Below are 23,642 nucleotides of genomic sequence, written 5' to 3'. Positions count from 1 at the left end.
CTTTATTTATCAGTAGTCAAAACGGTAGCTTGCGGGACGGATGTACCGAAACGGTTTCCGACCAGGAAAGCCAGCAAACTTAGCAGTAACGAGGGCACGATAGGGTGGAAGCCCAGGTACTGAATATTCAGCGTCGCAAGTACGGCATACAGCACGCCGCCGACGATCATCGCACTTAGCGCGCCTTTGGCGTTGGCGCGTTCCCAGTAAAGACCCAGCACCAGCGGCCACAGGAAAACGGCTTCCAGCCCTCCGAAGGCCAGCAAATTCAACCAGATGATCATTTCTGGCGGCTTCCAGGCGGCAAGCAGCAGCAACGCGCCGAGAACTAACGTAATTACTGCCGACATCCGCTTCAGACGCGTCTCATTTTGCATTTGATCCGGACGGATATTCAGATAGAGATCTTTAATGATCGTAGCGGAACTTTGCAGCAATTGGGCGTTGATTGTCGACATGATCGCAGCCATTGGTGCAGCAAGGAAGATCCCGGCAGCAAATGGCGGCAGCACTTTTACCATCAACGTTGGGATCACCAGATCCGGTACGGTGAGATCGGGGATCACTGCCCGACCTAACGCTCCGGCAAGGTGCATACCAAACATCAGGATCGCCACCACAACCGTACCAATGATGATCCCACGATGTACTGCTTTACTGTCTTTATAAGAGATGCAGCGCACAGCGGTATGCGGCAGACCAATCACGCCAAAACACACCAGCACCCAGAACGACGTCATAAAGGCTGGCGATAGAATATCGTCAGCACCTTGCGGCGTAACCAGCTGCGGATCGATGGTTTGCAGCGTCTCTACTGCGTTGCTTAAGCCGCCAGCAGCATGGACCACGCCGACCAGCAGCACAATGGTGCCAATCAGCATCACCAGTCCTTGCATGGTGTCGTTCAGCACGCTGGCGCGAAAGCCGCCAAAGGCGGTATACAACGCAATACTAATACCGAAAATTAGCAAGCCGGTTTCATAAGGAATACCCGCAGCGGTTTCCAGCAGGCGCGCACCGCCGATAAACTGCACGGTCATCGCACCAACGAATGCAACCAGCAAACTCAAACTTGCCAGCCATACCAGAAGACGGCTCTGGTAGCGGGCAAACAGCATATCGTTCAGCGTTACTGCATTGTAGCGGCGTGCGAGAATCGCGAACTTTTTGCCGAGAATACCGAGCGAAAGCCAGACCGCAGGCAACTGGATCATCGCCAGCAACACCCAGCCCAGCCCGTATTTATAAGCAGCGCCAGGCCCGCCGATAAACGAACTGGCGCTGATATAGGTTGCGGTGAGCGTCATCGCCAGCACAATACCGCCCATAGAACGGCTGCCGAGGAAATACTCATTAAGGAACGTGCCCGCGCTCCGTTTACGCATCGCGTAGACAGAGATCCCGAACACCACCACCAGATAGGCGACCAGCGGTAGAATTACTTCAAGCTGCATCGTCATCCTCCAGCGGGATATCGCGATAGATAAATTTCACCATCGCCCAGCACAGTCCAATAAACAGCAGTGGCGTCAGGATGCAGGCCATCTCAAACCAGCGCGGAAAGCCGGTAAAACCGGGGGCAACGCCAGGTAAGTAAGCGGCTACTAACCATACAGCCAGATACAAAAGGGTCAGCCCCAGCGCCCAGCGCGCCTCTTTATGGGCCTGAACAAAACGAGTGTCCATTTTTTGTCCCTGATGGGTGAAGAAAGCGGGGATTGTACCTTATGGGGCTTGTCGATCCCCAGAAATAAAAAAGGCCGGAAAATCCGGCCTTTTGACGTTTTTGCAGTCTTATTTTTCCTGAAGACCGAGTTTTTTCTCCAGATAGTGGATGTTAGTGCCACCATGCTGGAAGTTCTCGTCGTTCATGATGCGGATCTGCAGATCAACGTTGGTTTTGATACCGTCGATGATCAGCTCCTGCAGCGCATTCTTCATGCGTGCAATCGCCACGTCACGGTTTTCACCGTAGCAAATCAGTTTGCCGATCATTGAGTCATAGTACGGCGGCACGGTGTAGCCAGCGTAGATATGAGACTCCCAACGCACGCCAAAACCGCCAGGTGCGTGGAAACGGGTGATTTTGCCCGGGCTTGGCAGGAAGGTGTTCGGATCTTCGGCGTTGATACGGCATTCCACCGCATGGCCGCGAACGTGAACTTCTTCTTGCTTGATCGACAGCGGTTGACCTGCCGCGATACGCAGCTGTTCTTTGATCAGGTCAACGCCGGTGATCATTTCAGTAACCGGGTGTTCTACCTGAATACGGGTGTTCATTTCGATGAAATAGAACTCGCCGTTTTCGAACAGGAACTCGAAAGTACCTGCACCGCGATAGCCGATATCAACACACGCTTTAGCGCAACGTTCGCCGATGTAACGACGCAGTTCCGGGGTAATGCCCGGTGCTGGCGCTTCTTCGACGACTTTCTGGTGACGACGCTGCATGGAGCAGTCACGTTCTGCCAGATAGATTGCGTTGCCCTGACCGTCCGCCAGTACCTGGATCTCGACGTGGCGAGGATTTTCCAGGTACTTCTCCATATAAACCATATCATTGCTAAAAGCAGCTTTCGCTTCCGCACGGGTCATGGAGATAGACTGCGCCAGTTCCGCGTCGCTGCGCACAACGCGCATACCGCGACCGCCGCCGCCGCCGGAGGCTTTGATAATCACCGGATAACCAATGCGTTTTGCAATGGCGCGGTTTTTATCCATATCGTCGCCCAGCGGGCCGTCAGAACCCGGAACGCAAGGAACGCCAGCTTTTTTCATCGCTGCAATTGCAGACACTTTGTCGCCCATCAGGCGAATAGTGTCTGCTTTCGGGCCGATGAAGATAAAGCCAGAGCGTTCAACCTGCTCGGCAAAATTAGCGTTTTCGGAAAGGAAGCCGTAACCCGGATGGATTGCTACTGCGCCGGTGATTTCAGCGGCGCTGATGATAGCCGGGATGTTCAGATAACTTTTTACTGACGGAGCCGGGCCAATACAGACCGTTTCATCTGCCAGTAATACGTGTTTTAAATCGCGATCCGCGCTGGAGTGCACAGCGACAGTCTTAATGCCCAGTTCTTTACAGGCACGAAGAATACGCAATGCAATCTCGCCACGGTTGGCAATAACAATTTTATCCAGCATGTTCGCCTCGTTACTCGATGACGACCAGCGGCTCGTCAAATTCTACCGGTTGTCCACTTTCGACCAGAATTGCTTTCACAGTACCGGATTTGTCTGCTTCGATCTGGTTCATCATTTTCATGGCTTCAACGATGCACAGGGTATCGCCCACGTTCACTTTCTGACCCACTTCGATGAACGCTTTCGCGTCCGGGCTTGGGGTGCGATAGAAAGTACCAACCATTGGGGAACGTACGATGTGACCACTGATTTCCGCTGCTGCTGGCGCTTCCATGGAAGGAACGGTCGCCGGAGCGGCTGCGTTAGATTGAGCTGGCTGCTGCATCATCGGTGCAGCGTAAGCTTGTTGCATCATCGGGAAACTAGCGGCAGGTGCTGCACGGCTGATGCGTACTGACTCTTCGCCTTCAGAAATTTCCAGTTCAGAGATGCCTGATTCTTCAACCAGCTCGATCAGTTTTTTAATCTTACGAATATCCATGAGTGGGTTCCGTACTCTTTGTTTAGTGTGATTGTGACAGGCGTTTCACCGCCGTCTGTAAAGCGTATGCCCCGACAGCTGTATGCATAGCGATAAATTCCAGCTGACCGGGACGCCGGTCTATTTTGCCCCAGAGCGTCAATGTGAGACTTGACGGACATTGTGCAGCGATCTGCTGCTATCCTCCGGCAAAAAACAAAATATACCTTCGTTGCGCCATTGTCACCTTTTCCGCAGCTTAAAAACCGCGTTAGGGAGAACGAAGTCGCACATTATAACGATTTCGTAGCAATTGGCAGCTAAATACTGGTCTTATCAGGGAAGATAATCAACAGCTAACATGTAAATAACTTTCAACGCCGTGCATTTTGCAACAAGCCGCACAGTTCATGAAATTAGCGCCACCATTGACGGAACTTCTTAAAACGTAAGGCTAAAAGCAGTAAAGCCAGCCCGGCATAGATAACCGGCTGTGGTGAGATAATCTTCACTGACCACAGATAATGTATGGGAGCCAGGATCGCGACCAGATAGACGAAGTTATGCAACTGTTGCCAGCGTTTACCTAAGTTTCGCTGCATCGCCTGCGTGGAAGTGAATGCTAAAGCCAGTAAAATCAGCCAACTGACAATGCCGAGCGTTAAATAAGGTCTGGTAATTAATTCCTGACCGAATAACGTCAGGTTATTCACGCCCAGTTCCAGTAAGGCATAACTGGTTAAGTGCAGCGTTGCCCAGGCGAAACACCATAAACCTAGCAGGCGGCGGGTGCGTATCAATAAGGGCTGTTTAGCATAGCGCGCTAGTGGCGTAATTAATAAGGTCGCCAGCAAGAATTTCAGCGCAGTCCGACCCGTAAAATGCTGAATATCTTTCACCGGATCGGCGCTTAATCCGCCATGATTGATTGCCCATACCAGCCAGACAAACGGTAAAAATCCGGCAAGATGCAGGCAAACTTTCAGCCATGTCACTTGTTTTGCTGTCAGTCGCACTTAAAAATTCTCCCGTAAATCCAGGCCACGATAGAGCGACGCGACTTGATCGGCGTATCCGTTAAACAGCAGCGTAGGCTGGCGTTGTACATCCAGAATGCCGCCTGAACCAATAAATCGTTCGGTGGCCTGCGACCAACGGGGATGATCAACATGCGGATTGACGTTGGCGTAAAAGCCATATTCATTGGGCGCAGCCAGATTCCAGGTGGTTGGCGGACGTTCACGGGTCAGCTTAATGCTGACAATCGATTTAATCCCTTTAAAGCCATATTTCCACGGCACAATCAGCCGCACTGGTGCGCCATTTTGTGGTGGTAGCGCCTTGCCATAGACACCAACGGTCATCAGCGTGAGTGGATGCATCGCTTCGTCGAGACGTAATCCTTCTATATAAGGATATTTCAGGCCGCCGCCAATAAACCGGTCCTGCTGGCCTGGCATCTGTTCCGGCGCATAAATGGTCTCGAAGGCGACGTATTTTGCGTTACTGGTTGGTTCCGCCAGTGCCAGTAATTTGTGCAGCGGGAAACCAATCCACGGTACGACCATCGACCACGCTTCCACGCAGCGCATACGGTAAATCCGCTCTTCCAGCGGGAAACGATGGGTTAAGCCGTCGTGGTCGAGCGTTAATGGTTTGGCGACTTCACCACTGATTTTCAACGTCCACGGATCGGTTTTCAGGCTGCCGGCATTTGCCGCTGGGTCCGCTTTATCCAGCCCGAACTCATAGTAGTTGTTATAGCCGGAAACTTTATCTTCCGGCGTGAGCGGCAGATTATTTTGCCAGGCGGCAGGTTTACTAAACTCCAGCGGCTTCCCGGCAGGTGCGGGCGGGCGATCGTTGCCCTTAAACCAGTTAAGCAGGTCGGCATGTGTAGTGGTTGGCAGAGAAAGTGCAGCTGCGCTGATGCCTAACGTTTTCAGAATCTGCCGACGTTGCATAAAAAAAGCCGATTCGGCAGTGACATCGGCTTCTGTAAATTGACGAATTTTTTTCATAACAGACTCCCGGTATGCTCCTGATTACTATGGCAGGGAGAATGTCAAAGTGCTGCTAAAATTCGTTAGTTATATGTAAATTATTTTGTACGAAATCTTAACTTATTTTTACCAGAGTGCGCCCCTGCACTTGGTTATTAATAATGGCTTCGGCAAACTTCGGTGCCTCTGTCAGTGAGATTTCTTTTGCTGCTTGTGAATAGAATGATTCCGGTAGATCGGCGACCAGACGCTGCCAGGCCTGCGCCCGACGAGCTGGTGGCGTCATGACTGAATCCACTCCTTGCAGACGGACGTTGCGCAGAATAAACGGCATTACCGTGGTTGGCAGAGCAAAGCCACCCGCCAGACCACAAGCCGCCACGCAGCCGCCGTAGTTCATTTGTGCCAGCACTTTCGCCAGTACTTTGTCACCAACAGTGTCAATTGCGCCTGCCCAGAGTTGTTTTTCCAGGGGACGGGACTCAGCAAACTCATCGCGGGGCAGAATACGGCTGGCGCCCAAACTTTTCAGATACTCATGGGTACTTTCGCGACCAGATACAGCAACGACCTGATAACCTAACTTATGCAGCAGCGCCACGGCTGTACTGCCGACGCCGCCACTGGCGCCCGTCACCACAATCTCGCCATCCTGCGGGCGAATACCGGCATCTTCCAGTGCCAGTACGCACAGCATAGCGGTAAATCCGGCAGTACCGATAACCATCGCTTTACGCGCGTCCAGACCTTGCGGCATCGCAACCAGCCAGTCACCTTTTACGCGCGCCTGTTGTGCCAGCCCGCCCCAGTGGTTTTCACCGACGCCCCAGCCCGTCAGTAACACTTCCTGACCGGCATGAAAACGAGGATCTTCACTGGCGCGTACCGTTCCGGCGAAGTCAATGCCAGGAATCATCGGAAAATTACGGATGATTTTTCCTTTACCGGTAATCGCCAGCGCATCTTTATAATTCAGACTCGACCACAGGACATCGACCGTCACATCGCCTTCCGGCAGGCGACTTGCGTCCAGAGTCTGTACAGATGCGAGGGTTTTACCGTCCTGCTGTTCTAAAAGTAACGCCTGCATAAGAGATCCTCATGTGCATGATGGATTGGAAAATAATTTCTGAAGACTATACTCGCTAATGGAAAAGCAAAGCCGATGAAGCGCAATAAATTGCGAGATAAATCTGATTTGCTAGTATGCCCGCGTCCTCACTATCGGAGTTAACACAAGGATGAGATTAACGACGAAATTTTCGGCCTTTGTCACGCTGCTCACCGGGTTAACAATTTTTGTGACTCTGTTGGGCTGCTCGCTTAGTTTCTACAACGCCATTCAGTATAAGTTTAGTCATCGTGTTCAGGCAGTGGCGACGGCGATCGATACCCACCTTGTGTCGAATGACTTCAGCACATTGAGGCCACAAATCAGCGAACTGATGATGTCTGCGGATATCGTTCGCGTGGATCTTTTGCACGATAAAAAACGGGTTTATACCCAGTCCCGCAATGGTAGTTACCGTCCGGTGGGAACCAGCGATCTGTTTCGCGAACTGACTGTACCGTTGATTAAACATCCGGGGATGTCGCTGCGTTTGGTTTATCAGGACCCGATGGGCAACTATTTCCACTCGTTGATGACCACCGCACCGCTCACCGGTGCGATTGGATTTATCATTATTATGCTCTTCCTGGCAGTACGCTGGTTACAGCGGCAACTTGCCGGGCAAGAACTGCTGGAAACCCGCGCCACACGTATTTTAAATGGTGAGCGAGGCTCGAATGTGTTGGGAACCATCTATGAATGGCCGCCCAGAACCAGCAGCGCGCTGGATATGCTGCTTTGTGAAATTCAGAACGCACGCGAACAGCACAGCCGTCTTGATACGCTGATCCGCTCCTATGCTGCTCAGGACATCAAAACCGGCCTCAATAACCGACTCTTTTTCGATAATCAGTTAGCAACGTTACTGGAAGATCAGGAGAAAGTGGGGACTCACGGGATCGTGATGATGATCCGCCTGCCGGATTTCAATATGTTGAGCGATACCTGGGGACACAGCCTGGTTGAAGAACAACTCTTCACCCTGACAAATCTGTTATCGACATTTATGATGCGTTATCCCGGGGCGCTATTGGCGCGTTATCACCGTAGCGATTTCGCTGTGCTGTTGCCACACCGGACATTAAAAGAGGCGGAGAGCATTGCCGGGCAATTGATCAAGGCGGTCGATACCTTACCGACGAATAAAATGCTCGATCGTGATGATATGATTCACATCGGCATCTGTGCCTGGCGTAGCGGGCAGGATACCGAGCAGGTGATGGAACATGCGGAATCCGCCACGCGCAATGCGGGATTACAGGGCGGCAATAGCTGGGCTATTTACGATGACTCGCTACCTGAAAAAGGGCGCGGTAACGTTCGTTGGCGTACGCTCATCGAGCAAATGCTGAGTCGCGGCGGCCCGCGTCTTTATCAGAAACCGGCGGTTACCCGTGAAGGGCAGGTTCATCACCGCGAACTGATGTGTCGTATCTTTGATGGTAACGAAGAGGTCAGTTCGGCGGAATATATGCCGATGGTGTTGCAGTTTGGCTTATCGGAAGAGTATGACCGTCTGCAAGTCAGTCGCCTCATCCCGCTGTTACGCTATTGGCCGCAAGAAAATCTGGCGATTCAGGTCACCGTTGAGTCGTTGATTCGCCCGCGTTTCCAGCGTTGGTTACGCGATACGCTGATGCAATGTGAAAAATCACAGCGAAAACGCATAATTATTGAACTTGCAGAGGCTGATGTTGGTCAACATATCGGTCGCTTGCAACCTGTTATTCGTTTAGTGAATGCTTTAGGAGTTCGGGTCGCCGTCAACCAGGCTGGTTTGACGCTGGTAAGTACCCGTTGGATCAAAGAACTTAATGTTGAATTACTCAAGCTCCATCCGGGGCTGGTAAGAAACATTGAGAAGCGAACAGAGAATCAATTGTTGGTGCAGAGCATGGTAGAAGCGTGTTCCGGGACCAACACCCAGGTTTACGCTACTGGCGTACGTTCACGAAGCGAGTGGCAGACCCTGATTCAGCGTGGGGTTTTGGGTGGGCAGGGGGATTTTTTTGCGTCCTCACAGCCACTTGATACTAACGTGAAAAAATATTCACAAAGATACTCGGTTTAACCTGCCGTTTGATCCGTTTTCACGTAGAATAACGCGCGCTGCGTTTCACGGGAGCGTGCTTGTCTGTTCGCCAGATTGTTGCAGCACATATGCAGATTAATGACCTTACGCAGTTGCAAACAGGCGAGGAATGCATGCTGATGCATTTAGCCTCTCTGGACTCAGGTAGAGATTTGTAACAAAGGAAACAAACTGCACTAATTTTCACCGTAGCAGATGATTTTTGCGCCTTGTCGCTGCTGCGTGTGGTTGGTAAAGTAAGCGGATTTTCTTTTCCGCCCCAGCTTTCAGGATTATCCCTTAGTATGTTGAAAAAATTTCGTGGCATGTTTTCCAATGACTTGTCCATTGACCTGGGTACTGCGAATACCCTCATTTATGTAAAAGGACAAGGCATCGTATTGAATGAGCCTTCTGTGGTGGCTATTCGTCAGGATCGTGCCGGTTCACCGAAAAGCGTAGCTGCAGTAGGTCATGACGCGAAGCAGATGCTGGGCCGTACGCCGGGCAATATTGCTGCCATTCGCCCAATGAAAGATGGCGTTATCGCTGATTTCTTCGTGACTGAAAAGATGCTCCAGCACTTTATCAAACAAGTGCACAGCAACAGCTTTATGCGTCCAAGCCCGCGAGTTCTGGTTTGTGTGCCGGTTGGCGCTACCCAGGTTGAGCGTCGTGCTATTCGTGAATCCGCGCAGGGCGCAGGCGCCCGCGAAGTATTCCTGATTGAAGAGCCGATGGCCGCAGCAATCGGTGCCGGCTTGCCGGTATCTGAAGCAACCGGTTCCATGGTTGTTGATATCGGTGGTGGTACTACTGAAGTTGCCGTTATCTCTCTGAACGGTGTGGTTTACTCCTCTTCTGTACGTATCGGCGGTGACCGCTTCGACGAAGCGATCATCAACTACGTTCGTCGTAACTACGGTTCTCTGATCGGTGAAGCGACTGCAGAACGTATCAAACACGAAATCGGTTCTGCTTATCCGGGCGATGAAGTCCGTGAAATCGAAGTTCGTGGCCGTAACCTGGCAGAAGGCGTGCCACGCGGCTTTACATTGAATTCCAACGAAATCCTCGAAGCGCTGCAAGAGCCGCTGACCGGCATCGTTAGCGCGGTGATGGTTGCGCTGGAGCAGTGCCCGCCGGAACTCGCTTCCGACATTTCCGAGCGCGGAATGGTGCTCACTGGCGGTGGTGCGCTGCTGCGTAACCTTGACCGTTTGTTAATGGAAGAAACCGGCATTCCTGTTGTTGTTGCTGAAGACCCGCTGACCTGTGTGGCGCGCGGTGGCGGCAAAGCACTGGAAATGATCGACATGCACGGCGGCGACCTGTTCAGCGAAGAGTAATCGGATGCAGGCAGGGGAAGCATCTGTTTGCCCTGCCTGGTCTGATACGAGAATACGCATAACTTATGAAGCCAATTTTTAGCCGTGGCCCGTCGCTACAGATTCGCCTTATTCTGGCGGTGCTGGTGGCGCTCGGCGTTATTATTGCCGACAGTCGCCTGGGGATGTTTAGTCAAATCCGTACCTATATGGATACCGCCGTCAGTCCTTTCTACTTTGTTTCCAATGCTCCTCGAGAATTGCTGGATGGCGTATCGCAGACGCTGGCCTCGCGTGATCAACTAGAACTTGAAAACCGGGCGTTACGTCAGGAATTGCTGTTGAAAAACAGCGAACTGCTGATGCTTGGACAATACAAACAGGAGAACGCGCGCCTGCGCGAGCTGCTGGGTTCTCCGTTGCGCCAGGATGAGCAAAAGATGGTGACCCAGGTTATCTCTACGGTTAACGATCCGTATAGCGATCAAGTCGTTATCGACAAAGGCAGCGTTAACGGAGTTTATGAAGGCCAGCCGGTCATCAGCGACAAAGGTGTTGTTGGCCAGGTGGTGGCTGTCGCCAAACTGACCAGCCGCGTGCTGCTGATTTGCGACGCGACCCATGCACTGCCAATTCAGGTACTCCGTAATGATATCCGCGTAATTGCTGCGGGTAACGGTTGTACTGATGATTTACAACTTGAGCACCTGCCGGCGAATACTGATATTCGTGTTGGTGATGTATTGGTGACATCTGGTCTTGGTGGACGCTTCCCGGAAGGTTATCCGGTGGCGGTCGTCTCTTCTGTGAAACTCGATACCCAGCGCGCTTATACCGTGATCCAGGCGCGTCCGACTGCGGGGCTGCAACGTTTGCGTTATCTGCTGCTGCTGTGGGGCGCAGATCGTAACGGTGCTAATCCTATGACGCCGGAAGAGGTGCATCGCGTCGCTAATGAACGCCTGATGCAGATGATGCCGCAGGTATTGCCTTCTCCAGACGCAATGGGACCAAAACTTCCGGAACCGGCAACGGGAATTACCCAGCCAGATCCGCAGCAACCTGCAACAGGTACTGCCACTAACCGCTCTCCACAAAGGGCTACGCCGCCGCAAAGTGGTGCTCAACCGCCTGCACGTGCGCCGGGAGGGCAATAGTGGCGAGATATCGTAGCCAGGGGCGCTGGGTTATCTGGCTCTCTTTCCTCATCGCCTTGTTACTACAAATTATGCCCTGGCCGGATAATCTCATCGTTTTCCGGCCAAACTGGGTATTGCTCATCTTATTGTATTGGATCCTGGCCTTGCCCCATCGCGTAAATGTGGGCACAGGTTTTGTGATGGGTGCCATACTGGATCTGATCAGTGGCTCTACGCTCGGTGTCCGGGCGTTGTCGATGAGTATCATTGCTTATCTGGTAGCACTGAAATTCCAGCTTTTTCGCAACCTGGCATTATGGCAGCAGGCGCTGGTCGTCATGTTGCTTTCGCTGGTAGTGGATATTATTGTTTTCTGGGCAGAGTTTTTAGTGATCAACGTCTCTTTCAGACCCGAAGTGTTCTGGAGTAGTGTAGTCAATGGTGTGCTCTGGCCGTGGATTTTCTTGCTGATGCGCAAAATCCGTCAGCAGTTTGCAGTGCAATAAAGGTTTCTATGACTTCTCTGTATTTAGCTTCCGGTTCTCCGCGTCGTCAGGAGTTACTTGCGCAACTTGGCGTGACCTTTGAACGTATTGTTACGGGCATTGAGGAACAGCGCCATCCGCAGGAGAGCGCGCAGCAGTATGTTATGCGTCTGGCGCGTGAGAAAGCGCAAGCAGGTGTTGCTCATACTGCGCAGGATCTCCCGGTACTGGGAGCGGATACCATTGTTGTCCTGAATGGGGAAGTGTTAGAGAAACCGCGCGATGCAGAACATGCGGCGCAGATGTTGCGCAAATTATCGGGACAGACTCATCAGGTAATGACGGCGGTGGCGCTGGCAGACAGCCAGTACATTCTCGATTGTCTGGTGGTCACCGATGTGACGTTCAGAACGTTAACAGACGAAGACATCGCGGGCTATGTTGCCAGCGGTGAACCGTTAGATAAAGCAGGTGCATACGGTATTCAGGGGCTGGGTGGTTGTTTTGTCAGGAAGATAAATGGCAGCTATCACGCCGTAGTCGGCTTACCGCTGGTTGAAACGTATGAATTATTAAGTAATTTTAACGCACTGCGTGACAAAAGGGATAAACATGACGGCTGAATTGTTGGTAAACGTAACGCCTTCGGAAACACGAGTGGCGTATATTGATGGCGGTATTCTGCAGGAAATTCATATTGAACGTGAGGCGCGACGCGGAATAGTAGGCAATATCTACAAGGGTCGTGTAAGTCGTGTACTTCCGGGTATGCAGGCGGCTTTTGTAGATATTGGGCTGGATAAAGCCGCGTTTCTTCATGCATCCGACATCATGCCGCACACCGAATGTGTGGCGGGTGAAGAACAAAAGCAGTTCACGGTGCGCGATATTTCAGAGCTGGTGCGTCAGGGACAAGATCTGATGGTGCAGGTGGTGAAAGACCCGCTTGGCACTAAAGGTGCGCGCCTGACCACAGATATCACGCTGCCATCTCGCTATCTGGTGTTTATGCCAGGTGCATCTCACGTCGGGGTTTCCCAACGCATTGAAAGTGAATCTGAACGTGAACGCCTGAAAAAAGTGGTCGCAGAGTATTGCGACGAGCAGGGCGGATTTATTATTCGTACTGCGGCGGAAGGGGTTGGCGAAGCGGAGCTGGCCTCCGATGCTGCCTACCTGAAACGTGTCTGGACCAAAGTGATGGAGCGTAAAAAGCGTCCACAGACCCGTTATCAACTGTACGGCGAACTGGCGCTGGCGCAGCGTGTTCTGCGTGATTTCGCCGACGCTGAGCTGGATCGTATTCGCGTTGACTCGCGCCTGACTTACGAAGCGTTGCTTGAGTTCACCTCGGAATACATTCCTGAGATGACCAGCAAGCTGGAGCATTACACCGGACGCCAGCCAATTTTTGATCTCTTTGATGTCGAAAACGAAATCCAGCGGGCGCTGGAACGCAAAGTAGAACTGAAATCCGGCGGCTATCTGATTATCGACCAGACCGAAGCAATGACCACCGTGGACATCAATACCGGGGCGTTTGTCGGTCATCGCAATCTGGACGACACCATCTTCAATACCAATATTGAAGCGACGCAGGCTATCGCTCGCCAGTTACGGTTGCGTAACCTGGGCGGGATTATCATTATTGATTTCATCGACATGAATAATGAAGATCACCGTCGCCGCGTATTGCATTCGCTGGAACAGGCGTTGAGTAAAGACCGGGTGAAAACCAGCGTTAACGGCTTTTCTGCTCTGGGGCTGGTGGAAATGACGCGTAAACGCACCCGCGAAAGCATTGAGCACGTACTGTGTAATGAATGCCCTACCTGCCACGGTCGCGGAACGGTGAAAACCGTGGAAACGGTATGCTATGAAATCATGCGCGAGATCGTTCGCGTGCACCATGCTTACGACTCTGACCGTTTCCTGGTCTATGCTTCTCCGGCAGTAGCTGAAGCCTTGAAAGGCGAAGAATCTCACTCGCTGGCGGAAGTGGAAATTTTCGTAGGCAAGCAGGTTAAAGTACAAATCGAACCGCTCTACAACCAGGAGCAGTTTGACGTCGTAATGATGTAAACAGATGCTGGGCCGCCATCCGGCAAAAGGTTTTTGAGTCACATTTTTAGCAGACAAGGAGTGACGGGTGAGGCGATTGCCGGGGATTTTACTGCTTACTGGAGCCGCGCTCGTTGTGATCGCTGCGCTGCTGGTCAGCGGCCTGCGTATTGCTTTACCGCACCTCGACGCCTGGCGCCCGGAAATCCTTAACAAAATTGAATCCGCGACGGGTATGCCGGTGGCAGCCAGTCAGCTCTCCGCCAGTTGGCAAAATTTTGGCCCAACACTCGAAGCGCACGACATCCGCGCAGAGTTGAAAGATGGCGGTGAATTTTCGGTTAAACGCGTCACCCTGGCGCTGGATGTCTGGCAGAGCCTGCTGCATATGCGCTGGCAGTTTCGCGACCTCACTTTCTGGCAACTGCGCTTTCGCACCAATACTCCCATCACCAGTGGCGGTAGTAATGATAGCCTGGAAGCCAGCCACATCAGCGATCTGTTTCTTCGTCAGTTCGATCACTTCCATCTCCGCGATAGCGAAATCAGCTTCCTGACACCATCCGGTCAGCGCGCTGAACTGGCGATCCCGCAACTCACCTGGCTTAACGATCCACGTAGACACCGCGCGGAAGGTCAGGTAAGTCTCTCCAGTCTGACCGGACAACACGGCGTGATGCAGGTGCGCATGGATCTGCGTGATGATGAGGGACTGTTAAGCAATGGTCGCGTCTGGCTCCAGGCTAATGACATTGACCTGAAGCCGTGGCTCGGTAAATGGATGCAGGACAATATTGCGCTGGAAACGGCACAGTTCTCCCTTGAAGGCTGGATGACGATCGACAAAGGCGATGTGATCGGGGGCGATGTCTGGCTGAAACAGGGCGGTGCAAGCTGGCTGGGCGAGAAAAAAACGCATTCGCTGTCGGTGGATAATCTGACCGCGCACATAACGCGCGAACATTCGGGCTGGCAGTTTTCCATTCCTGATACGCGGATCACCATGGACGGCAAACCCTGGCCGAGTGGAGCTTTGACGCTGGCCTGGATACCGGAACAAGACGTTGGCGGCAAAAACAATAAACGCAGTGACGAACTACGGGTTCGCGCCAGCAATCTGGAGCTGGCGGGGCTGGAAGGCATACGCCCATTAGCAGCGAAACTTTCCCCTGCGCTGGGTGATATTTGGCGTTCAACCCAGCCGAGCGGCAAGATCAACACGCTGGCGCTGGATATCCCGCTTCAGGCGGCAGAGAAGACCCGCTTTCAGGCATCGTGGAGCGATCTGGCCTGGAAACAATGGAAATTATTGCCAGGCGCGGAACATTTCTCCGGGACGCTTTCAGGAAGCGTAGAAAATGGTTTACTGACGGCTTACATGAAGCAGGCGAAAATGCCTTACGAAACGGTATTTCGCGCACCGCTGGAAATTGCCGACGGTCAGGCAACCATAAGCTGGTTGAATAATGACAAAGGTTTCCAGCTGGATGGTCGTAACATCGACGTCAAAGCTAAAGCCGTCCATGCGCGCGGCGGTTTTCGTTACCTGCAACCTGCTAACGATGAACCCTGGCTGGGGATTCTGGCTGGCATCAGTACCGATGATGGTTCACAAGCCTGGCGCTATTTCCCGGAAAACCTGATGGGGAAAGAGTTAGTCGATTATCTAAGTGGCGCAATTCAGGGCGGTGAAGCGGATAACGCGACCCTGGTTTATGGCGGCAATCCACATCTTTTCCCTTACAAACACAACGAAGGTCAGTTTGAAGTGCTGGTGCCGCTGCGTAACGCGAAGTTTGCTTTCCAGCCAGATTGGCCTGCGTTGACTAATCTCGATATTGAACTGGACTTTATTAACGACGGTTTATGGATGAAAACCGATGGCGTTAATCTGGGCGGTGTGCGCGCCAGTAACCTCACTGCGGTGATCCCTGACTACTCGAAAGAAAAGCTGCTGATTGACGCTGACATTAAAGGTCCGGGTAAAGCCGTTGGTCCTTACTTTGATGAGACGCCGCTGAAGGATTCGCTGGGCGCGACCCTACAAGAACTCCAGCTCGACGGCGATGTGAATGCTCGCTTACATCTCGATATCCCGCTGAACGGCGAACTGGTTACAGCGAAAGGTGAAGTGACGCTGCGCAACAACAGCCTGTTTATCAAACCACTCGACAGCACTCTGAAAAATTTGAGCGGAAAATTCAGCTTTATCAATGGTGATCTGCAAAGTGAACCACTGACAGCAAGCTGGTTTAACCAGCCACTGAACGTGGATTTTTCCACCAAAGAAGGGGCAAAAGCTTACCAGGTTGTGGTGAATCTCAACGGCAACTGGCAACCGGCGAAAACCGGCGTTCTGCCTGAAGCGGTGAACGAAGCGTTAAGCGGCAGCGTGGCCTGGGATGGTAAAGTGGGCATTGAGCTGCCTTATCATGCTGGCGCTACGTATAACGTAGAGCTGAACGGCGATCTGAAGAATGTGAGTAGTCACTTACCCTCACCGTTAGCCAAACCTGCGGGCGAACCGCTACCGGTTAACATTAAGGTTGATGGCAATCTCAACAGCTTTGAATTAACCGGGCAGGCTGGCACGAATAACCATTTCAATAGCCGCTGGTTGCTCAGTCAAAAGCTGACGCTTGAGCGCGCTATCTGGGCGGCAGACAGTAAAACGCTTCCCCCGTTGCCGGAACAGAGTGGTGTTGAGTTAAATATGCCGCCAATGGACGGCGCCGAGTGGCTGGCGCTATTCCAGAAAGGCGCGACGGAAAAAGTTGGCAGCGCGGCGAGTTTCCCTCAGCACATTACGTTGCGTACACCGGCGTTGTCATTGGGGAATCAGCAGTGGAATAACCTGAGCATTGTCTCGCAACCGATGGCAAACGGTACGCAGGTTGAGGCGCAAGGGCGTGAAATCAACGCTACGCTGGCGATGCGTAATAACGCGCCGTGGCTGGCGAATATTAAATATCTCTATTACAACCCGAACGTAGCGAAAACGGGTGGTGAATCAACGAATTCATCACCTTTTCCGACCACGGAGCGCATCAGCTTCCGTGGCTGGCCGGACGCACAAATACGTTGCGCAGAGTGCTGGTTCTGGGGGCAAAAATTCGGTCGCATCGACAGCGATATCACCATTTCCGGCGATACGTTAACGCTGACCAATGGACTGATTGATACCGGTTTCTCGCGACTCACTGCCGATGGTGAATGGGTTAACAATCCGGGGAATGAACGCACCTCGCTGAAAGGAAAACTGCGCGGCCAGAAAATTGATGCCGCCGCAGAATTTTTTGGTGTCACGACGCCAATACGCCAGTCGTCATTTAATGTGGATTACGATTTACACTGGCGTAAAGCACCGTGGCAGCCAGATGAAGCGACATTGAATGGCATCATTCATACTCAACTGGGCAAAGGCGAAATTACCGAAATTAGCACCGGACATGCCGGGCAATTGCTGCGCTTATTGAGCGTTGATGCCCTGATGCGTAAGCTGCGTTTTGATTTCAGGGATACCTTTGGCGAAGGGTTCTATTTTGACTCCATTCGCAGCACCGCGTGGATTAAAGACGGCGTTATGCACACTGACGACACGCTGGTGGATGGCCTGGAAGCGGATATCGCCATGAAAGGGTCGGTAAATCTGGTACGTCGCGATCTGAATATGGAAGCGGTTGTCGCACCAGAGATTTCTGCGACGGTGGGCGTGGCTGCAGCCTTTGCGGTTAACCCTATTGTTGGCGCGGCAGTGTTTGCCGCCAGTAAAGTGCTGGGGCCGCTGTGGAGCAAAGTTTCCATTTTGCGCTATCACATTTCGGGTCCGCTGGACGATCCGCAAATCAACGAAGTGTTGCGCCAACCGCGTAAAGAAAAAGCGCAATGATTTGACGAGGGCGCGTAATTGCCCCAATCTCATAAGATAATCGTTGCCATACGGCCAACGAGCCGGAACATAACCGTAGGCCGGATAAGGCGTTCACGCCGCGTCCGGCAGCCGTAAAAAATCCTCTACCGCAGTAACTAACGAGTAGCAAAAACGATGAGTCTGAACCTGGTAAGTGAACAATTGCTAGCGGCGAACGGCCTGAAACATCAGGACTTGTTCGCGATCCTCGGTCAACTGACCGAACGTCGCCTTGATTATGGCGATCTCTATTTTCAGTCGAGCTATCACGAATCCTGGGTTTTAGAAGACCGCATTATTAAAGATGGTTCTTACAACATCGATCAGGGCGTTGGCGTGCGTGCAATCAGCGGTGAAAAAACCGGATTTGCTTACGCTGACCAAATCAGCCTGCTGGCGCTGGAACAGAGTGCGCAAGCGGCGCGTACCATTGTGCGTGACAACGGCGATGGCAAAGTACAGACGCTGGGCGCGGTAGAGCATAGCCCGCTATATACCTCGGTCGACCCGCTGCAAAGCATGAGCCGTGAAGAGAAGCTGGATATCCTGCGTCGTGTCGATAAGGTTGCTCGCGAAGCGGACAAACGCGTACAGGAAGTGACTGCCAGCCTCAGTGGCGTCTATGAATTAATTCTGGTTGCGGCAACTGACGGCACGCTGGCGGCAGACGTCCGTCCGCTGGTGCGTCTTTCTGTGAGCGTTCTGGTCGAAGAAGATGGTAAACGCGAACGCGGCGCCAGTGGCGGCGGTGGTCGTTTTGGATATGAGTTCTTCCTTGCCGATCTCGACGGCGAAGTCCGTGCGGATGCATGGGCAAAAGAAGCCGTGCGTATGGCGCTGGTCAATCTTTCTGCTGTTGCCGCACCTGCGGGCACCATGCCGGTGGTTCTCGGCGCTGGCTGGCCTGGCGTGCTGTTGCATGAAGCGGTCGGTCACGGCCTGGAAGGCGACTTCAACCGCCGTGGTACTTCGGTCTTTAGTGGACAGGTCGGGGAGCTGGTGGCTTCTGAACTGTGTACAGTGGTTGATGACGGCACGATGGTTGATCGCCGTGGTTCGGTGGCGATTGATGACGAAGGTACGCCAGGACAGTACAACGTGCTGATTGAGAACGGCATCCTGAAAGGTTACATGCAGGATAAACTCAACGCGCGCTTAATGGGCATGAAGCCGACCGGCAATGGTCGCCGTGAATCCTACGCTCACCTGCCAATGCCGCGTATGACCAATACCTACATGCTGCCGGGTAAATCGACCCCGCAGGAAATTATTGAATCCGTTGAGTATGGCATCTATGCGCCGAACTTCGGTGGTGGTCAGGTGGATATCACCTCCGGTAAATTTGTCTTCTCCACCTCAGAAGCGTATCTGATTGAAAACGGTAAAGTAACGAAGCCGGTGAAAGGCGCAACGTTGATTGGTTCCGGAATCGAAACCATGCAGCAGATTTCGATGGTGGGCAACGACCTGAAATTGGATAACGGCGTGGGTGTCTGCGGTAAAGAAGGGCAGAGTTTGCCGGTTGGCGTGGGCCAGCCGACGCTTAAAGTCGATAACCTGACCGTTGGCGGTACAGCGTAATCTATCCAGGCTGGTAAGCGTCGCATCAGGCATTGGTTGCCGGATGCGGCATTTACCGGTCACATACATGAATTACTTTTCTTTCCCGCGCCCGTGCATCTCCTGAAACAGCTTACCGACCTCAACAAAATAATCCGTCAGTGAGTTGATCACGACCTGCACCTTCAGTGGCAGCTTATCTTTTTCGGTATACAACGCATAAACCGGGCGTGGATCTGACTGGTAACGCGGCAGCAAGATCTCCAGTTCCCCGCGATTGATCTCGTTGATCACCCACATCAGCGGCACGTAGGCGATGCCGGCGCCTGCCGTCAGCCAGCGCACCAGCGTCATTGGATCATTTGTGACAAACCGTCCTTGCGGGATCAGTCGTGTTGAGATCCCTTCCGGGGCAATCAGTTCAAATTCATTGTCCGGGCGCACGCTGTATTCCAGCCATGAATGGCTACTTAAATCGGCGGGTTTTTCCGGTATGCCGTATTGTGTGAGATAGCTTTTAGCGGCGCACACAACCATTGGCATCGCGCCCAGACGGCGGGAAAACAGGCTGGAATCCTGCAATGCGCCGACGCGGATCACCACATCCAGACCATCAGCGATCAGGTCGGGCGCAGGTATACCTGTGACCAGATTCACGCTCAGGCCTGGGTACTCTTTCAGCATTTTTGCTGTCAGCCCGGCGAGAACATTTTGTGCCATAGTTGAAGAACAGCCAATGCGCAGCGTCCCGATGGGCGTGTTATTGAAGGCATACAGTTGTTCGTGGACATCCTGCACTTCATGGAGCATCCGACGGCAGCCCTGGTAGTAAATTCTACCGGCCTCGGTCAGACCAATGCTGCGTGTGCTGCGGTTTAGCAGCTTTACCTGCAACTCATCTTCCAGTTTTGACACCGTCTGACTGATGGACGAAACGCTCATCTGTAGCTGTCTGGCGGCGGCGGTAAAAGAGCCAAATTCAACTACTTTGGCAAACACCGACATGCGTTTTAGTCGTTCCATTATTCACTCTGACTTAAAAGTGATTTAGATCACATAATATAGATAACAGCATAACAGTTACGCTAATATATTAAATATCAATCTACAGCAATGTTGCTCTCGCCCGGCTTTCCATGCCCTTCTCTGCGGCGACAGATGCTGAAAATAATAACGCCTGCTCTCTCTATACAACCAAGGTCAACATGAGTCTGTTTCCCGTTATCGTGGTGTTTGGGCTGTCCTTCCCACCGATATTTTTCGAATTGCTTTTATCACTGGCGATTTTCTGGCTGGTGCGCCGGGTACTTGTGCCAACAGGTATCTACGACTTTGTCTGGCATCCGGCGTTGTTCAACACCGCGCTCTATTGCTGCTTGTTTTATTTGATATCGCGACTGTTCGTTTGAGGTTGAAGTGAAAACACTAATAAGAAAATTCTCCCGTACGGCCATCACGGTCGTATTAGTCATTCTGGCCTTCATCGCAATTTTTAATGCCTGGGTCTATTACACCGAATCCCCGTGGACGCGTGACGCACGCTTTAGCGCCGACGTCGTTGCGATCGCGCCGGACGTATCCGGACTCATTACTCAGGTGAATGTTCATGATAACCAGCTGGTGAAAAAAGGACAGGTACTGTTCACCATCGACCAGCCGCGCTATCAAAAGGCGCTCGAGGAAGCGCAAGCCGATGTTGCTTATTATCAGGTGCTGGCACAGGAAAAACGCCAGGAGGCCGGACGTCGTAACCGTCTCGGCATACAGGCGATGTCTCGCGAAGAGATAGACCAGGCCAACAACGTACTACAAACGGTTCTGCATCAATTAGCGAAAGCGCAGGCGACCCGCGATCTGGCAAAACTGGATCTTGAACGCACGGTGATCCGCGCGCCAGCAGATGGTTGGGTGACCAATCTCAACGTCTATACCGGTGAGTTTATTACCCGTGGCTCAACGGCGGTTGCGCTGGTGAAACAGAACTCCTTCTATGTGCTGGCCTATATGGAAGAAACCAAGCTGGAAGGCGTACGCCCTGGGTATCGTGCAGAGATCACGCCGCTTGGCAGTAACAAAGTGCTGAAAGGGACTGTTGATAGTGTTGCCGCAGGGGTCACTAACGCCAGCAGTACGCGCGATGACAAAGGAATGGCGACTATCGACTCCAACCTGGAGTGGGTGCGTCTGGCGCAACGTGTTCCGGTACGTATTCGTCTCGACAACCAGCAAGAGAACATCTGGCCTGCGGGCACCACCGCTACGGTGGTGGTCACTGGCAAACAGGATCGTGACGAAAGCCAGGATTCGTTCTTCCGTAAAATGGCTCATCGCCTGCGTGAGTTTGGTTAATCACGATGGGTATTTTCTCCATTGCTAACCAACATATTCGCTTCGCGGTAAAACTGGCGACCGCCATTGTGCTGGCGCTGTTTGTTGGCTTTCACTTTCAGCTGGAAACGCCACGTTGGGCGGTACTGACAGCGGCGATTGTTGCCGCCGGCCCGGCCTTTGCTGCCGGTGGCGAACCATATTCTGGCGCTATTCGCTATCGTGGCTTTTTACGCATCATCGGCACATTTATTGGCTGTATTGCCGGACTGGTGATCATTATTGCGATGATCCGCGCCCCCTTGCTGATGATTCTGGTGTGCTGTATCTGGGCTGGTTTTTGTACCTGGATTTCTTCACTGGTACGAATAGAAAACTCCTATGCGTGGGGACTGGCTGGTTATACCGCGCTGATCATTGTGATCACTATTCAGCCGGAACCGCTGCTTACGCCGCAGTTTGCCGTCGAACGTTGTAGCGAGATCGTTATTGGTATTGTGTGTGCGATTATGGCGGATCTGCTCTTTTCTCCGCGATCGATCAAACAAGAAGTGGACCGAGAGCTGGAAAGTTTGTTGGTCGCGCAATATCAATTAATGCAACTCTGTATCAAGCATGGCGATGGCGAAGTTGTCGATAAAGCCTGGGGCGACCTGGTTCGACGCACCACGGCGCTACAAGGTATGCGCAGCAACCTGAATATGGAATCTTCCCGCTGGGCGCGAGCTAATCGACGTTTAAAAGCGATCAATACGCTATCGCTGACGCTGATTACCCAGTCCTGCGAAACCTATTTGATTCAGAATTCGCGCCCGGAATTGATCACTGATACTTTCCGCGAATTTTTTGACACGCCAGTAGAAACCGCGCAGGACGTTCACAAGCAGTTAAAACGCCTGCGGAGAGTTATTGCCTGGACGGGGGAACGTGAAACACCTGTCACCATTTATAGCTGGGTCGCGGCAGCAACGCGTTATCAATTGCTCAAACGCGGCGTTATCAGTAACACAAAAATCAACACGACCGAAGAAGAGATCCTGCAAGGCGAGCCGGAAGTAAAAGTAGAGTCAGCCGAACGTCATCATGCGATGGTAAACTTCTGGCGAACCACACTTTCCTGCATTCTGGGCACGCTTTTCTGGCTGTGGACGGGGTGGACTTCCGGCAGTGGCGCAATGGTGATGATTGCGGTAGTGACGTCACTGGCAATGCGTTTGCCGAATCCACGTATGGTGGCGATCGACTTTATCTACGGGACGCTGGCGGCGCTGCCGTTAGGGCTGCTCTACTTTTTGGTGATTATCCCTAATACCCAACAGAGTATGTTGCTGCTGTGTATTAGCCTTGCAGTGCTGGGATTCTTCCTCGGCATTGAGGTACAGAAACGGCGACTAGGCTCAATGGGGGCGCTGGCCAGCACCATCAATATTATCGTGCTGGATAACCCGATGACGTTCCATTTCAGCCAGTTTCTCGACAGCGCATTAGGGCAAATCGTCGGCTGTGTGCTCGCGTTCATCGTTATTTTGCTGGTGCGGGATAAATCGCGCGACAGAACCGGACGCGTATTGCTTAATCAATTTGTTTCTGCTGCCGTTTCCGCGATGACCACCAATGTCGCGCGACGTAAAGAGAACCATCTTCCGGCACTTTATCAGCAGTTGTTTTTGCTGATGAATAAATTTCCCGGAGATTTGCCGAAATTTCGCCTGGCGCTGACGATGATTATCGCACACCAGCGCCTGCGTGATGCGCCGATCCCGGTTAACGAGGATTTATCGGCGTTTCACCGACAAATGCGCCGCACAGCAGACCATGTGATATCTGCCCGTAGCGATGATAAACGTCGTCGGTACTTTGGGCAGTTGCTGGAAGAACTGGAAATCTACCAGGAAAAGCTACGCATCTGGCAAGCGCCACCGCAGGTGACGGAACCGGTGCATCGGCTTACCGGTATGCTGCATAAATACCAGCACGCGCTAACCGATAATTAAGTCAAAGCCGACGCCAAAAGCGTCGGTTTTTTCATGTCTATACTTAGC

At 52.4% G+C, this 23,642-nt stretch carries 19 protein-coding genes; 11 read left to right on the top strand and 8 right to left on the bottom strand.

What is annotated here, in order from left to right; all coding sequences use genetic code 11:
• Nucleotides 1-2 precede the first annotated feature (2 nt).
• From panF to acuI, 7 genes are all read right to left on the bottom strand, one after another.
• Complete coding sequence (gene panF / locus HEM79_RS04670) at nucleotides 3-1,454, bottom strand: sodium/pantothenate symporter (RefSeq protein WP_001175701.1); 1,452 nt, start codon at nucleotides 1,452-1,454, stop codon at nucleotides 3-5.
• A complete protein-coding gene (locus tag HEM79_RS04665; protein WP_000381170.1) occupies nucleotides 1,444-1,686 on the bottom strand; it encodes a YhdT family protein in 243 nt (80 codons plus the stop codon). The genes panF and HEM79_RS04665 overlap by 11 nt, the downstream gene beginning before the upstream one ends.
• Nucleotides 1,687-1,794: 108 nt before the next feature.
• Entirely contained in the window at nucleotides 1,795-3,144 is a 1,350-nt protein-coding gene (gene accC / locus HEM79_RS04660) for an acetyl-CoA carboxylase biotin carboxylase subunit (RefSeq protein ID WP_000884623.1), read from the bottom strand.
• A 10-nt stretch (nucleotides 3,145-3,154) separates the two neighbouring features.
• Nucleotides 3,155-3,625 carry an acetyl-CoA carboxylase biotin carboxyl carrier protein gene (accB, locus tag HEM79_RS04655; protein ID WP_000354618.1) on the bottom strand — a complete coding sequence of 157 codons (471 nt, stop codon included), beginning with the start codon at nucleotides 3,623-3,625 and terminating at the stop codon, nucleotides 3,155-3,157.
• Nucleotides 3,626-4,020: 395 nt separating this feature from the next.
• On the bottom strand, nucleotides 4,021-4,620 hold the full coding sequence (gene msrQ, locus HEM79_RS04650; RefSeq protein ID WP_001240071.1) for a protein-methionine-sulfoxide reductase heme-binding subunit MsrQ: 600 nt from the start codon (nucleotides 4,618-4,620) through the stop codon (nucleotides 4,021-4,023).
• Nucleotides 4,621-5,625 carry a protein-methionine-sulfoxide reductase catalytic subunit MsrP gene (gene msrP, locus HEM79_RS04645; protein WP_176242841.1) on the bottom strand — a complete coding sequence of 335 codons (1,005 nt, stop codon included), beginning with the start codon at nucleotides 5,623-5,625 and terminating at the stop codon, nucleotides 4,621-4,623. It abuts the gene before it with no gap.
• A gap of 97 nt (nucleotides 5,626-5,722) precedes the next feature.
• The gene (acuI, locus tag HEM79_RS04640; RefSeq protein WP_176242842.1) at nucleotides 5,723-6,697 is read right to left on the bottom strand and encodes an acrylyl-CoA reductase (NADPH); all 975 of its coding nucleotides are present in this window, start codon (nucleotides 6,695-6,697) and stop codon (nucleotides 5,723-5,725) included.
• A 151-nt stretch (nucleotides 6,698-6,848) separates the two neighbouring features.
• Between acuI and csrD the strand changes: the two genes are divergently transcribed.
• The 8 genes from csrD (at nucleotide 6,849) to tldD (ending at nucleotide 19,293) form a co-directional block, all read left to right on the top strand.
• Nucleotides 6,849-8,789 carry an RNase E specificity factor CsrD gene (gene csrD, locus HEM79_RS04635; RefSeq protein ID WP_176242843.1) on the top strand — a complete coding sequence of 647 codons (1,941 nt, stop codon included), beginning with the start codon at nucleotides 6,849-6,851 and terminating at the stop codon, nucleotides 8,787-8,789.
• A gap of 305 nt (nucleotides 8,790-9,094) precedes the next feature.
• Nucleotides 9,095-10,138 (top strand): rod shape-determining protein MreB, encoded by a 1,044-nt coding sequence (gene mreB / locus HEM79_RS04630; RefSeq protein ID WP_000913396.1) that lies wholly within the window; start codon nucleotides 9,095-9,097, stop codon nucleotides 10,136-10,138.
• Nucleotides 10,139-10,203: 65 nt separating this feature from the next.
• Nucleotides 10,204-11,274 carry a rod shape-determining protein MreC gene (gene mreC, locus HEM79_RS04625; protein WP_000802527.1) on the top strand — a complete coding sequence of 357 codons (1,071 nt, stop codon included), beginning with the start codon at nucleotides 10,204-10,206 and terminating at the stop codon, nucleotides 11,272-11,274.
• Nucleotides 11,274-11,762, top strand: coding sequence for a rod shape-determining protein MreD (gene mreD / locus HEM79_RS04620; protein ID WP_000135265.1), 489 nt, complete (start codon nucleotides 11,274-11,276; stop codon nucleotides 11,760-11,762). The genes mreC and mreD overlap by 1 nt, the downstream gene beginning before the upstream one ends.
• Nucleotides 11,763-11,770: 8 nt before the next feature.
• Nucleotides 11,771-12,364 (top strand): nucleoside triphosphate pyrophosphatase YhdE, encoded by a 594-nt coding sequence (gene yhdE / locus HEM79_RS04615; RefSeq protein ID WP_000203083.1) that lies wholly within the window; start codon nucleotides 11,771-11,773, stop codon nucleotides 12,362-12,364.
• Nucleotides 12,354-13,823, top strand: a complete 1,470-nt coding sequence (rng, locus tag HEM79_RS04610; RefSeq protein WP_000123197.1) for a ribonuclease G — start codon at nucleotides 12,354-12,356, stop codon at nucleotides 13,821-13,823. The genes yhdE and rng overlap by 11 nt, the downstream gene beginning before the upstream one ends.
• Before the next feature lie 67 nt (nucleotides 13,824-13,890).
• Complete coding sequence (gene yhdP / locus HEM79_RS04605) at nucleotides 13,891-17,691, top strand: AsmA2 domain-containing protein YhdP (RefSeq protein ID WP_176242844.1); 3,801 nt, start codon at nucleotides 13,891-13,893, stop codon at nucleotides 17,689-17,691.
• Nucleotides 17,692-17,847: 156 nt separating this feature from the next.
• Nucleotides 17,848-19,293 (top strand): metalloprotease TldD, encoded by a 1,446-nt coding sequence (tldD, locus tag HEM79_RS04600; RefSeq protein ID WP_000055925.1) that lies wholly within the window; start codon nucleotides 17,848-17,850, stop codon nucleotides 19,291-19,293.
• A 72-nt stretch (nucleotides 19,294-19,365) separates the two neighbouring features.
• Here tldD and aaeR read toward each other — a convergent pair whose 3' ends face one another.
• Complete coding sequence (gene aaeR / locus HEM79_RS04595; protein ID WP_000440317.1) at nucleotides 19,366-20,295, bottom strand: HTH-type transcriptional activator AaeR; 930 nt, start codon at nucleotides 20,293-20,295, stop codon at nucleotides 19,366-19,368.
• 182 nt (nucleotides 20,296-20,477) lie between these two features.
• On the opposite strand from aaeR, the gene aaeX reads away from it, so the two are divergent.
• The 3 genes from aaeX to aaeB are packed head-to-tail and all read left to right on the top strand — an operon-like array spanning nucleotide 20,478 to nucleotide 23,594.
• Nucleotides 20,478-20,681, top strand: a complete 204-nt coding sequence (gene aaeX / locus HEM79_RS04590) for a p-hydroxybenzoic acid efflux pump operon protein AaeX (RefSeq protein WP_000051841.1) — start codon at nucleotides 20,478-20,480, stop codon at nucleotides 20,679-20,681.
• 7 nt (nucleotides 20,682-20,688) lie between these two features.
• Nucleotides 20,689-21,621 (top strand): p-hydroxybenzoic acid efflux pump subunit AaeA, encoded by a 933-nt coding sequence (gene aaeA, locus HEM79_RS04585; RefSeq protein ID WP_000854026.1) that lies wholly within the window; start codon nucleotides 20,689-20,691, stop codon nucleotides 21,619-21,621.
• Between the two features lie 5 nt (nucleotides 21,622-21,626).
• Nucleotides 21,627-23,594 carry a p-hydroxybenzoic acid efflux pump subunit AaeB gene (gene aaeB / locus HEM79_RS04580; protein ID WP_176242845.1) on the top strand — a complete coding sequence of 656 codons (1,968 nt, stop codon included), beginning with the start codon at nucleotides 21,627-21,629 and terminating at the stop codon, nucleotides 23,592-23,594.
• Nucleotides 23,595-23,642 lie beyond the last annotated feature (48 nt).

Source organism: Escherichia sp. 93.0816, assembly GCF_013368855.2.
In the GTDB taxonomy this organism is placed as follows: Bacteria; Pseudomonadota; Gammaproteobacteria; order Enterobacterales; family Enterobacteriaceae; genus Escherichia; species Escherichia ruysiae.
The sequence above is the reverse complement of the archived record's forward strand: the minus strand, read 5'-3'. Positions and strand labels throughout refer to the sequence as shown.

Coding starts and splice junctions, on each gene's coding strand:
- panF (WP_001175701.1), bottom strand. CDS start 1,454: ATGCAGCTTGAAGTAATTCTACCGCTGGTCGCCTATCTGGTGGTGGTG.
- msrP (WP_176242841.1), bottom strand. CDS start 5,625: ATGAAAAAAATTCGTCAATTTACAGAAGCCGATGTCACTGCCGAATCG.
- accC (WP_000884623.1), bottom strand. CDS start 3,144: ATGCTGGATAAAATTGTTATTGCCAACCGTGGCGAGATTGCATTGCGT.
- acuI (WP_176242842.1), bottom strand. CDS start 6,697: ATGCAGGCGTTACTTTTAGAACAGCAGGACGGTAAAACCCTCGCATCT.
- mreC (WP_000802527.1), top strand. CDS start 10,204: ATGAAGCCAATTTTTAGCCGTGGCCCGTCGCTACAGATTCGCCTTATT.
- aaeX (WP_000051841.1), top strand. CDS start 20,478: ATGAGTCTGTTTCCCGTTATCGTGGTGTTTGGGCTGTCCTTCCCACCG.
- yhdE (WP_000203083.1), top strand. CDS start 11,771: ATGACTTCTCTGTATTTAGCTTCCGGTTCTCCGCGTCGTCAGGAGTTA.
- mreB (WP_000913396.1), top strand. CDS start 9,095: ATGTTGAAAAAATTTCGTGGCATGTTTTCCAATGACTTGTCCATTGAC.
- tldD (WP_000055925.1), top strand. CDS start 17,848: ATGAGTCTGAACCTGGTAAGTGAACAATTGCTAGCGGCGAACGGCCTG.
- accB (WP_000354618.1), bottom strand. CDS start 3,625: ATGGATATTCGTAAGATTAAAAAACTGATCGAGCTGGTTGAAGAATCA.
- csrD (WP_176242843.1), top strand. CDS start 6,849: ATGAGATTAACGACGAAATTTTCGGCCTTTGTCACGCTGCTCACCGGG.
- aaeR (WP_000440317.1), bottom strand. CDS start 20,295: ATGGAACGACTAAAACGCATGTCGGTGTTTGCCAAAGTAGTTGAATTT.
- rng (WP_000123197.1), top strand. CDS start 12,354: ATGACGGCTGAATTGTTGGTAAACGTAACGCCTTCGGAAACACGAGTG.
- aaeB (WP_176242845.1), top strand. CDS start 21,627: ATGGGTATTTTCTCCATTGCTAACCAACATATTCGCTTCGCGGTAAAA.
- HEM79_RS04665 (WP_000381170.1), bottom strand. CDS start 1,686: ATGGACACTCGTTTTGTTCAGGCCCATAAAGAGGCGCGCTGGGCGCTG.